This is a genomic window from Streptomyces sp. HUAS 31 (assembly GCF_028198125.1).
Classification (GTDB): Bacteria; Actinomycetota; Actinomycetes; order Streptomycetales; family Streptomycetaceae; genus Streptomyces; species Streptomyces chartreusis.
The window spans coordinates 8,683,608-8,695,822 of sequence record NZ_CP116353.1; the positions used below are offsets into that span (position 1 = coordinate 8,683,608).

The 12,215-nt window shown below is 73.7% G+C and carries 8 protein-coding genes; all 8 read left to right on the forward strand.

The genetic code is table 11. The features are described 5' to 3' along the window. The first annotated feature begins 143 nt into the window (after positions 1-143). The 8 genes from PGH47_RS38060 (at position 144) to PGH47_RS38095 (ending at position 12,110) form a co-directional block, all read left to right on the forward strand. Positions 144-2,855, forward strand: a complete 2,712-nt coding sequence (locus PGH47_RS38060) for a BTAD domain-containing putative transcriptional regulator (protein ID WP_271667219.1) — start codon at positions 144-146, stop codon at positions 2,853-2,855. A 231-nt stretch (positions 2,856-3,086) separates the two neighbouring features. After that, positions 3,087-4,361, forward strand: a complete 1,275-nt coding sequence (locus PGH47_RS38065; RefSeq protein ID WP_271667220.1) for a glycosyltransferase — start codon at positions 3,087-3,089, stop codon at positions 4,359-4,361. 26 nt (positions 4,362-4,387) lie between these two features. After that, a complete protein-coding gene (locus PGH47_RS38070; RefSeq protein WP_271667221.1) occupies positions 4,388-5,050 on the forward strand; it encodes a class I SAM-dependent methyltransferase in 663 nt (220 codons plus the stop codon). Positions 5,051-5,081: 31 nt separating this feature from the next. Then, a complete protein-coding gene (locus PGH47_RS38075) occupies positions 5,082-6,284 on the forward strand; it encodes a DegT/DnrJ/EryC1/StrS family aminotransferase (protein ID WP_271667222.1) in 1,203 nt (400 codons plus the stop codon). Between the two features lie 79 nt (positions 6,285-6,363). Continuing rightward, positions 6,364-7,827, forward strand: a complete 1,464-nt coding sequence (locus PGH47_RS38080; protein WP_271667223.1) for an NAD(P)/FAD-dependent oxidoreductase — start codon at positions 6,364-6,366, stop codon at positions 7,825-7,827. Between the two features lie 138 nt (positions 7,828-7,965). After that, positions 7,966-9,504 carry a GMC oxidoreductase gene (locus PGH47_RS38085; RefSeq protein ID WP_271667224.1) on the forward strand — a complete coding sequence of 513 codons (1,539 nt, stop codon included), beginning with the start codon at positions 7,966-7,968 and terminating at the stop codon, positions 9,502-9,504. 35 nt (positions 9,505-9,539) lie between these two features. Continuing rightward, entirely contained in the window at positions 9,540-10,868 is a 1,329-nt protein-coding gene (locus PGH47_RS38090) for a UDP-glucose dehydrogenase family protein (protein WP_271667225.1), read from the forward strand. Between the two features lie 33 nt (positions 10,869-10,901). Next, the gene (locus tag PGH47_RS38095) at positions 10,902-12,110 is read left to right on the forward strand and encodes a glycosyltransferase (RefSeq protein ID WP_271667226.1); all 1,209 of its coding nucleotides are present in this window, start codon (positions 10,902-10,904) and stop codon (positions 12,108-12,110) included. Positions 12,111-12,215: the final 105 nt, after the last annotated feature.

Genomic DNA, 12,215 nt, shown 5'->3' on the forward strand with positions numbered 1-12,215 from the left:
GAACGGCACCGGAAAATCGGCTCGGCGCATTCGGGAAACCGGCGGGAACACCGGAAGAGGGAGCCGTCCCTTTTCATCTTCTCTTTCGTCTCCTTCCGGTCCTCCGGCTGTTCCGGGCCGGAGCGAACGGGAGCGACACCGGCATGAAATTCCAGGTGCTGGGCCCGCTGACGGTCCTCGGCGACAGCGGCCCGGTCGCGCTGAGCGGAGTCAAACAGCGCGCCACACTCGGCCATCTGCTGCTGCACGCCAACGAGGTCGTCGCGACCAGCGCCCTGATGCGTGCCCTGTGGGCCGGCGAACCACCGCCCACCGCCCGCAAGATGCTCCAGAACGCGGTCTCCGCCCTGCGCGGACTCCTCGCCGCCGACGACACCGAGGACGCCCACGGCGGCCCCGTACTCCTCACCCACGCCCCCGGCTATCTGCTGCGCGTCGACGGCGACGACCTCGACCTCACCGCCTACCGGGCCCTCGCCGACCGCGGCCGCGCCGACCTCGCCACCGGAGCCTGGTCCTCCGCCGCCCGTACCCTGCGCGCCGCCCTCGACCTGTGGCGCGGCCCCGTCCTCGCCGACCTCGCCGAGTCGGGCGCTGACTGGCCCGAACTGCGCACCCTCGCCCAGGCCCGCACGGCCACCCGCGAGGACCTGTACGAGGCCGAACTCGCCTGCGGACGGCACGACGACGTGCTGGCGGAACTCCGCACCCACGCCGAGCGCGAACCGGAGCGCGAGCGGCTGTGCGCCCAGCTGATGCTCGCCCTCTACCGGCGCGGTCACCAGTCCGACGCCCTCGACGCCTACCGCCGCACCAGGACCGCGCTGGCCTCCCGGCTCGGCCTGGAACCGGGCCGGGTGCTGCGGGCCGTGGAGCGCGCCGTCCTCGACCACGATCCCGTCCTCGGCCAGCCCGACGCGCTCGCCATCATGGCCCTCGACGGTGAACCCCGCCGCCCGCGGCCGACAGTGCGCACGCCCGGTCCGGCGGCCCTCGCCCCGGCCACCCCGGTCGGCTTCGACAGCCCTCCGGCACCCAGGCCCCCGGCCCCGCCGGCGCTCCCCGCACCGCAACGCGCGACCGCCTTCCCGTATCCCGCCGCGCCCGCCGGCGTCCTCACCGAGCAGCACAAGCAACTGTCGATGCTGCTCGTGCGGACCACCCTCGGAAAGGGACTCGGCGGCGACCCGGAGGACGCCGCCCGGCTCTCCGGAGAACTGGCCGCCGCCATCCGCGACGAGGTCGCCCGGCACGGCGGAAAGGTCTCCGGCGTCCTCGGACCCGTCACCTTCGCCCTGTTCGGCGTCGTCCGCACCCGCGAGGACGACGCCGAACGCGCGGTCCGGGCCGGCCGGGCGATCCTGCGCAGACTCCGCCAGTACGGCGCGGGCGGCCCCGTCCCCGTGCACGGCGGCTCCGCGCCCCGCGTGGCCGTGGCCACCGGCGACGTCGTCGTCACCTGCGCCGCCGACGGCACCGGCGCCGTACCGATCGTGAACGGCGCCGTACCGCAGAGCTGCGCCGACCTGCTTCGGACCGTGCCGCCCGGCGGCATCCGGGTGTGCGCCACGACCCGCTCCGGCACCGAACGCTCCCTCGTCTACGGCCCCGCCGGCCCCGACGGCGCGGCCGAACCGCTCGGCACCCGCACCGCCCGCACGGACACCCCGCCCGCCCTGGTGGGCCGGGACCGCGAATTGGCCCAACTGGGCGGAGCACTCGACGACGTGGCCCGCCGGCAGCGGCCCTGCCTGCTCACCGCACTCGGCGAACCCGGCGCCGGGAAGACCCGGCTCATGGCCGAACTCGCCCGGCTCGCCCGCCGCTCCCCGCACGGATACCGGGTCGTCACCGGCCACAGTTCCTGGTGCGACCGCGACCGGCCCCTCGCCCTCCTCGACCGCACCCTCGCCTCGGCCACCGGCACAGCCTTCGCCACGGCCACGGCCACGGCCACCGGCTCCGGCGACTGCGCCCGCGACGCCCTCGCCCGCACCGTCCACGCCCTCTTCGGCACCGGCGACCGCGGCACCTGGCTGCTCGACCGACTCGGCCCGCTCCTGCGCGCGGAGCCGCCCGTCCCCGCCGACTGGCCCGACCTCGCCACCGCCTGGCGGCTCCTGCTCGCCGGCCTCGCCGCCGAACGCCCCCTGCTCCTCGTCCTGGAGGACCTGCACTCCGCACCCGACCCGGTCCTGGACCTCGTCACCGAACTCGCCGACGCCGCCGGACCCGTACCCCTCCTCCTCGCCGTCACCGCACGCCCCGAACTCCTCGACCGCAGGCCCACCTGGGGCGGCGGCCGGCGCGACGCCCTCGCCCTCACCCTCGACCCGCTCGACGAGGCGTCCTCCGCCGCGCTGCTCGACGCCCTCCTCGCCGCCGGCGGCGCGCTCCCCGCCGAATCGCGGCGTGACGTCCTCGCCCGGATCGGCGGCAACCCCCTCTACGCCCTGGAGTACGCCCGGGAACTGGCCGGCGGTGCTCCCGGGCCTCCGGCGATGCCCCGTCATGTGCGGCAGGTCGTCGCCGCCCACCTCGACACCCTGCCGCCGCTCGCCAAGGCCGTCCTCGTGTGCGCCTCCGCCCTGGGCGGCGTCTGCTGCGCCGACGGAGTCGCCGCGGTCGGCGGCGTGGACCGTACCGAGGCCGCCCACTGGCTCGACCACCTGGAGCGCCGGGACTTCCTGCGCCGCTCCCGGCACCCCTCCGCCACCGGCGCCCTGCGCTACGCCTTCCGGCACCCGGCAACCCGCGAGGCCGTCGACGCGCTCGTGCCGCGCACCGTGCGCGAGGACCGCAGGCGCCGCGCCGAGGCCTGGACCGAAAGCACCGCCGCCCAGCTGACCGCGTGATCCGGATACCCGGCACGTCATTTTCCCGAACGACCGACAACGGCGGGGAATTCGTGTGCCCATTCCATCGAATTACCCGCCGATGGAAACACCCAACTGGGTCCATGTGCGCACAGCGCATAAGTTCGTCATCGAGCGGCGCGGAAAGCGCGCCGAAGACTCGGGAAAACACCGAGACCGGCGGCACATCATGACGTGTCCGGACGTCGCTTCCGCACGAAAGGAATGGTTGTGCGCATTCTCTGCAGCCTCGCGCTGTCGCCCTCCAACGCACGTGCCCTGCTGCCGCTGGCCCGAGCCGCGGCGGAGGCCGGCCACGAGGTCACCGTGGTCTCCCCGCCGGAGATGGCCGGTGTCTTCGAGGGCGAGGACATCAGCGTCCTGCCGCTGTTCACCGACATGGCCGAGATCGTGCTCAGCCTGCTCCAGCAGAAGCGCATCGACTTCGCCCCCGCCGACCCGTTCTCTCCGCAGACCCTCCTCGCCACGGCCTGCGGCCCGCACGTCACCGACGCCTACCGACAACTCCTCGACGTGGCACACGAGTTCAAGCCGGACGTGATCCTGCGCAGCGGCGTCGAGTTCGCCGGCTACCTCGTCGCTGAGACCCTCGGCGTCCCGCACGTCACCGCGCCCTCCGGCGGCGGCCAGTACCTCGACGCGAAGCTGGCCCTCACCGAGCTGAACCTGCGCCGCGCCGAACTGGGCCTGCCCGAAAGCGACTCGGCCGACGCGATCCACGCGCACGGCCGCTTCGACTGCATGCCGCCCGAGTACGCCTTCACCGCGCACGACATGGGCGGCACCTTCGCCTACCAGCAGCCGTCCGCCGTCGTGCGCGGCGAGACCGGCCCCGAGTGGCTGCGCGACCTCCCCGGCGACAAGCCGCTCGTCGTGGTCTCCAGCACCAACGTGTTCGCCTCGCTGATGCATCACTCCGTCTTCCCGCGCATCCTCGACCTGTTCTTCGACGGCGTCGTCGCCGGACACCTCTTCGAGGGCCTGGACATCGAGGCCGACCCGGCGCTCGTCGTGGGCGCGCTGATGCCCGGTGACGCCAACCCGCTCACCACCATCGTCAAGGGCCTGTCCCAGGTCGACTGCACGGCCGTCGTCGCCACCCGCGGCATGCCCGTCGACCCGGCCGCCGTCGGCGACAACGTGCACCTCTTCGAGAGCATCCCGCAGCCGCTGCTGCTGGAGACCGCCCAGCTGCTGTTCACGCACGGCGGCTACAACAGCGTCCGCGAGGCCGTCCGGGCCGGCGTCCCCATGGCCGTCCTGCCCGAACTCAGCGACCAGGCGCACAACGCGAGCCGCGTCACGGAGCTCGGGCTCGGCCTGCGCGTGCCCAGCGCGGGCGCCGACGACGTCGCCGGCACCGTCGAGCGCCTGCTCGGCGACCCGGGCCACACCCACGCGGCCCGCACCGCGCAGCGCCACATGCTCGCGCTGCCCCAGGTCACCGCCGCCGTCGACCACCTCGTCGCCCTCGCCGGCCACTGAACCGGAACCCAGACAGGAGCAGGAAGATGGACACGCAGTTCCTCCGGGCGTTCTACGACCTGGCCTCGTGGATCCGGCTGTCCCCGCTGCTGAACGGCCCCTACCTGCCGTTCTCCGCGTGGTCGCTGCGCCCCGGCGCCCTGATCAAGCTGCTCGACGACATCGCCCTGGGCGACCGCAAGGTCCTCGTCGAATGCGGCAGCGGCACCTCCACGATCGTCTTCGCCCGCTACCTCGCCCAGCGCGGCCACGGCAACGTGCTCTCCCTGGAGCACGACGAGAAGTGGGCCCGGTGGGTGAACGACCAACTGGCGCAGGAGGGCCTCACAGACGTCGCCCGCGTCGTGCACGCCCCGCTCACCGAACACCCGGCCGCCGTCAAGCGCGTCGAGTGGTACGAGCCCGCCGTCGTCGAGGACGAGGTCGGCGCCTTCACCGACAAGCACGGCAAGATCGACCTGCTGCTCGTCGACGGCCCGCCCGGCTGGGAGCAGGGCCGCAAGATGGCCCGCTATCCGGCCGTACCCGCCCTCAAGGACCACCTGGCGCCCGGCGCCACCGTGATGCTCGACGACGTCAACCGCTCCGAGGGCGTGGAGATCACCAAGCGCTGGGAGGACGAGTGCGGCCTCACCATGCAGCTCGACCCCTACGGCACCCGCACCGCGTTCGGCAACCTCCCCGGCTGACCGGCGCCACCTCCCCCGGAAGGAGAGGCCGATGCTCGCCCTGAACGGTGGGCCCAAGGTGCGGACGCAACCGTTCCCGCGCTGGCCCGAGTACGACGAGACCGAGAGCCTCGCCCTCGCCCGCGCCCTCCAGCAGGGCGAATGGGGCCGGCACGGCGGCAAGGAGGTCCAGGCGTTCGAGCGCGAGTTCGCCGAGTTCGGCGGCGCGCCCGCCGCGCTCGCCGTCACCAACGGCTCGCACGCCCTCGAACTCGCCCTGGAACTCGCCGGGATCGAAGCCGGCGACGAGGTCATCGTCCCCGCCTACACGTTCGTCGCCACCTCCACCGCCGTACAGCGGCGCGGCGGTGTCCCGGTGCCGGTCGACGTCACCCCGGACACCTTCTGCCTCGACCCGGCCGGCCTCGACGCCGCCGCCACCGACCGCACCCGCGCGGTGATCCCCGTCCACATCGGCGGCCACGTCGCAGACATGGACGCCATCACCGCCTGGGCCGCCGCCCGCGGCGTCACCGTCGTGCAGGACGCCGCCCAGGCCCACGGCGCCACCTGGCGCGGCAAGGGCCTCGGCGCCCTCGGCTCGATCGCCACGTTCTCCTTCCAGAGCACCAAGGTGATCACCGCGGGCGAGGGCGGCGCCCTGCTGCTGCCCGACGAGGAGACCTACGAGGCCGCCTGGACACGGCACAACTGCGGCCGTGACCGCGAACTGAACCTCGCCACCGCCTCCTCCAACTTCCGTGTCTCCGAACTCACCGCCGCCCTGCTGCGCGCCCAACTGGCCCGCTTCGCCGACCAGAACGCCCGCCGCGCCGCCCGGCACACCGAACTCGCCGCCGCGCTCGGCGAGATCCCCGGCATCCGCCTCCAGGGCCGCGACCCGCGCTGCACCGGCACCCCGCACTACATGACGACGTTCGTCCTCGACCAGGACGAGCTCGGCAGGCTCGACCGCGACACCGTCGCCCTCGCGCTGCTGATGGAGGGCATCCCCGCCTTCGGCAGCCACCAGCCCCTGCACCGCACCGACGCCTTCTGGACCGGCGCCACCGGTGGCGCCCGGCCCGAGGAACTCGCCGAACGCTGCCCCAACGCCGAACGCGTCGGCCGTGACGGCGTGCTCATCCCGCACCAGGCCCTGCTCGGCACCCGCCAGGACGTCGACGACGTCGCCACCGCCGTCGCCAAGGTCCTGGACGAACTGCCGCGCGACGGCACCTCCGCGGCCGGCTGACGCCGCCACCGACGACCCCGACACCGACTTCGCACACCCCGCGCCCGGCGCGGCGGTTCACAGGATGGGAACGAAAGCGATGACCAGCGACAACCCGGCCGGCCGGACCTTCGAGGTCCTCGTCGTCGGCAATGGTGTGCTCGGCCTGTCCCTGGGCCTGACCCTCGCCCGCCGTGGCACCAAGGTGGCCGTCCTCGGCCGCACCGACCGGCCCTGGGCCGCCTCCACCGCCGCCGGCGCCATGCTCGGCACCTTCGGCGAGGTCACCTCCACCCTCATAGCCAGCGAGCAGGGCCGCGCCAAGCTCGACCTCGGCGTCCAGGCCACCCGCCTGTGGGACGACTGGCTGGACCAGCTGGCCGAGGACACCGGCGAGCACGACGACCTGCGCTGCGCCGACGGCACCGTGATGCTGCTGAACTCGGTCGGCGTACCCGGCATCGACTCCGCCAACTACGCCGCCATCCGCAAGACCCTCGACGAGTACAAGGAGCCGTACGAGGACATCGACCCGGCCGAGCTCGGCTGGCTCGACCCCGACCCGCTGGCCCGGCCCCTGATGGGCATGTTCATCCCCGGCGAGCACGCCGTCGACTCCGGCCGGCTGCTGGCCCGCCTCCAGAGCGCCCTGCTGAAGGCAGGCGGCACCCTCCTCGACGGCTTCGGCGAGAGCCTGGTCACGGAGGGCGAACGCATCACCGGCGTCAAGCTCACCAGCGGCGACACCCTCACCGCCGGCCAGGTCGTCCTCGCCGCGGGTGCCGCCTCCCAGACCCTCCTCGACACCGTGCCCGCGCTCACCGGCAGCATCCCGCGGCTGTGCGCCGGCGTCGGCGTCTCCGTCGTCGCCCGCGTCGACCCGGCCGTGCCCGGCCCCACCAGCGTGCTGCGCACCCCCAACCGTGCCTTCGCCTGCGGCCTGCACCTCGTGCCGCGCGGCCAGGGCCACGTCTACCTCGGCGCCACCAACGCCATCGAGCCCGAGCCCGCCGACGTGCCGTCCATCCGCGACGCCACCTTCCTGCTCGGCTGCGCCCTGCGGCAGCTGCGCCGCGACCTCGACACCGCCGGCATCGAGAAGATCCAGGTCGGCAACCGGCCCGTCGCCTTCGACGGCTTCCCGCTGGTCGGCGCCGCCGGGCTCGACGGGCTGTGGATGATGACCGGCACCTACCGCGACGGCCTGCACCTGTCGCCGCTGCTCGCCGACGAGATGGCCCGCCGCATCCTCGGCGACGACACCCGCCACGACCTGTCCGTGTTCCAGCCCGTCCGCAGGCCCACCCAGGCGCACAGCCGCACCGACGTCGTCGAGACCGCCGTCACCCACCTGCTCGCCACCGGCTACGAGGACGAGTGGAAGATCCCCAACGCCTGGCCCGCCGTCATCGAGGCCCAACTGCGCGCCGGATTCACCAAGTTCGCCGACGCCCTCGACGACGAGTTCACCCCGCCCGCCGAGATCCTCGCCAAGGCCCAGATGAACCCGGCCTTCGCCCAGCAGGTCCGCGAGTATTACGCGGCGAGCCGCGCCGCCCACTGAGCGCACCGCGCGGGAAGTGCCGCGCCAGGTCGTCGGTCGTCCGCGGCCGCGTCGTGGCTGGTCGCGCAGTTCCCCGCGCCCCTTTGGGGCGCTGTCGTCACCCCCCACCGCAATGAACTGAAGGAGCGTCGCGTCACCATGAGCTGTCCCGAACTTCCGCCGACGGTCGACCTGCTCGTCGTCGGAAGCGGCCCGGTGGGGTCGGCCGTCGCCCGCCGTGTGTACGACGCCGTACCGCACGCCCGGATCCTGGTCGCCGACCTCGGGCCGCGCCTGACCGGGCAGGCCGGGCTGCACCTCGGCAACCTGCCCGCACCGGAACGGGCCGCGGCCCAGGCCCGTTCCCAGGGGCGCGATCCCGAGACCGCGCCCGGCGAGGACGGCGCCCTGGTGAAGAGGTACGCGGACCGCGGCACCCATCTGCTGCGGCCCCGCCGCGACGACGAACCGGAGCAGTTCGGCATGCCCGCAGCGGTCATGTCCAGCAACATCGGCGGGATGGGCGTGCACTGGGCCTGCACCGCCCCCCGCCCGCTGGACAGCGAACGGCTGCCGTTCCTGCCCGCCGGCGACCTCGACGCCGCCCTGTCCGTCGCCGAACACCTGCTGAGCGTCACCCGCGACGCCTACCCGGCCACCGAGGCCGGCGACCTCGTCCTGAAGACGCTCGGCCAGCTCTTCGACGGCGACTACCCGGCCGGTCGCGGCGTCGGCACCATGCCGCTGTCCTGCACCCCCCGCCCGGGACGCCGCCCGCTGTGGGGCGGACCCGACACCGTCCTCGGTCCGCTCGCCCACGCCGGCGCAACCGCCGGCGACGGACGGTTCCGAATCGCCGACGAGACCATGTGCCGGCGCCTGCTGTTCAGCGGACGCAAGGTCACCGGCGCCCTCCTCGAACACCTGCCGACCGGCACCGAGTTCGCCGTCCGCGCCTCCGCCGTCGCCGTGTGCGCCGACGCGCTGCGCACCCCGCAGCTGCTGTGGGCCTCCGGCATCCGCCCGGACGCCCTCGGCCGATATCTCAACGACCAGCCCAAGACCGTCAGTTCCGTCCACGTCAAGGACGGCCCGACGGCCGGGCTCGCCGCCCGCGGCACCGTCGAGTTCGGCGGCGACATCCGCGACCTGGAGACCGGCCGCTTCTGGGTGCCGTTCGCCGACCCCGGCCGCCGCAACCACGGCCAGGTCATGACCATCGACACCTCACCCCTGGAGGGTGTCGACCCGGCGCTGTTCGTCGGCATGGTCTGGTACGGCGCCAAGGAGATCCGGGCCGAGGACCGCATCGAGTTCTCCACCAGCGAGGCCGACGCCTACGGCATGCCCGACATGACCGTCCACTACGACCTCACCGAAGCGGACCTCGAAGGCGCCGAACAGGCCCGCGCCGACCAGGAAGCCGTGGCCGAAGCCCTCGGCGGCGAGTTCCTGGAACGGCCCGAACTGTTCCCCGCCGGCAGCTCCAAGCACTACCAGGGCACCGTGCGCATGGGGCCCGCCGACGACGGCACCTCGGTGTGCGACACCGACAGCCGCGTCTGGGGCTTCGACAACCTCTACGTCGGCGGCAACGGGGTCATCCCGACCGCCACCGCCGTCAACCCGACGCTGTACAGCGTCGCCCTGGCCGTCCGTGCCGCGGCGTCCATCAGCGCCCGGCTCATCGGCGTCTGACCGCAGCGAACCAACCGAGAATCGAGGTGGCTGCCGTGCACCGCCACACCATCGCCGTCATCGGCACCGGCTATGTCGGACTCACCGCCGGAGCCTGCCTGGCGTCGCTCGGACACCGGGTGGTCTGCGCCGACCTGGACCCGGTCAAGGTCGCGGAACTCAACCGCGGCGAAGTGCGCATCCTGGAGGACGGCCTGCCCGAACTGGTGCGGGCCGGTCTCGACGCGGGCCGGCTCCGGTTCGTCGTCGGCGCCCCCGACGCCGTACGCGGCGCCCGCACCGTGTTCATCTGCGTCGGCACCCCCACCGGACCCGACGGGCGCGCCGACCTCACCGCCGTCGACGCGGTCGTCGAGGAGATCCGGACCCTGCTGGAACCCGACAGCGTCCTGGTCACCAAGTCGACCGTGCCGGTCGGTACCGCCGCCCGCGTCACCGCCGCACTCGGCCGGCCCGACGTCGGCGTCGTCAGCAACCCGGAGTTCCTGCGCGAGGGCACCTCCGTCGCCGACTTCCTCCAGCCCGACCGGGTCGTCATCGGCTCCGCCAGCCCCTGGGCCGCCGCCCAGGTCGCCGAGCTGTACGCCGGTGTCGACGCACCCGTCGTCATCGCGGACGCCGCCAGCGCCGAGGTCGTCAAGTACGCCGCGAACTGCTTCCTCGCCGTCAAGCTGTCCTACGTCAACACGCTCGCCGAGCTGTGCGAGGAGGTCGGCGCCGACATCGGCCGGGTCACCGCCGCACTGGGCCAGGACCACCGCATCGGCGGCGCGTTCCTGCGCCCCGGACCCGGCTGGGGCGGTTCCTGCCTGCCCAAGGACACCCGCGCCCTGCTCGGCACGGCCGACGCGCTCGGCGTCGACTTCCCGCTGGTGCGGGCGGCCATCGACACCAACGCCCACCAGCGCACCCGTATCGCCGACCGGATCGCCCGCCTGTGCGGGGACGAGGACGGCTCCCTCGCCGGGGTCCGGATCGGGCTGCTCGGCCTCACCTTCAAGGCCGGCACCGACGACCTGCGCGACTCGCCCGCCCTCGCCCTCGCCGCCGAACTCGCCGGCCGCGGCGCCGAACTCACCGCCCACGACCCGGCCGTCCCCGCCACCCGGCACACCGAACTCCCAGCCGACATCAACGTCGTCGACGACCCCCACCAGGCCGCGAAGGGCGCATCCGCCCTGGTCCTGTGCACCGAGTGGCCGCACTACCGCGACCTCGACTGGCCCAGGATCGCCGCCGACCTGCACCACCCGGTCGTCGTCGACACCCGCAACCACCTCGACCCGGCCGCCCTCAGCGCCGCCGGCCTCGCCTGGCACGGCACCGGCACCAGCCCCGTCGAGCCCGCCCTGACCGCCGTATAGACCCTCCAGAGCCGCGAAGAAAGGTCCGTCACCATGCGGGTGCTGTGCAGCATCACCGGCTCGCCCTCCCACGCGCGCGCCTGCCTGCCGCTCGTGCGGGCCCTCGGCGACGCCGGACACGACGTCCTCGTCGTCACCGCCGACAAACTCGCGCCCGTCCTCGCCGGCGAGCGGGCCCGCGTCGAGGGCGTCTACACCGACATCACCGCCCAGGGCATGCGGCTGCTGTTCGAGGGCAAGCTGCCCATCCCCGAGGAGTTCAGCCGCTTCGCCCACGACCTGTGGGCCACCCTCGGCGCCGGACCCCAACTCGACGACGCCTACGACCTGTTGCTGCCGCTCGCCCGCGAGTTCCGGCCCGACGTCATCCTGCGCGACGGCTACGAGTTCGCCGCGCTCCTCGTCGCCGAGACCCTCGGCGTACCCCATGTCCCCGCGCCCTCCGGCTCGGGCCAGTTCCTCGACCCGGAACTGCTGCTCCCACTGCTGAACGAGCGCCGCCGCGCCCTCGGCCTGCCCGAGAGCGACGATCCGGTGGCCGTCTACCGGCACGGACGCCTCGACTGCATGCCCGCCCCCTACTCCTTCGCCCGCCCGCTCGCCCCCGACGCCGTCGCCTACCGCCAGCCCCGCACCGTCACCCGCGGCGAGAGCCTGCCCGACTGGTTCGACGAACTGCCCGCCGACAAGCCCCTCGTACTCGCCTCACTCGGCACGGGACTGCCCGGCACCGTCCTCGAATTCCTCGACAAGGCCCGCGAGTTCGGCGCCCCCATCCCCGTCTACGACCCCGCGGAACCCCTCGACACGGTCGTCGAGGCGCTCTCCGCACTGGACTGCGCCGCCGTCGTCTCCACGCTCGGCATGCCCGTGGACACCGCGAAGGCCGCGCCCCACGTCCGCGTCGTCGACCGCTTCCCGCAGCAACTCCTGCTCGAGCACGCCGCGTTGTTCGTCACCCACGGCGGCTACAACAGCATCCGCGAGGCCGTACGCGCCGGCGTCCCCATGGCGGTCCGGCCCATGTTCGGCGACCAGCAGTACAACGCGCTGCGTGTCGCCGGCCTCGGACTCGGCGAGCACATCGCGAACCGGGGCGCCGAACCGATGCTGGAGACCTGCCGCCGGCTCCTGGCCGACGAGAACGTCACCGACGAGGCCCGGCGCGCCCAGAAGGCGATGCACGCCCTGCCGGGCATCGACGCCGCCGTCACCCACCTGGAACGCCTGGCCGCCGACTGACGGCCCCTTCCGCAGATCCGCATCGACGCCGACGTGGCCCCCGTGGCCCCGTCGGCGTCGTCGTGATCGTGACGGGCGCGCCATCTCCTTGTGTTTCCCCCAGTC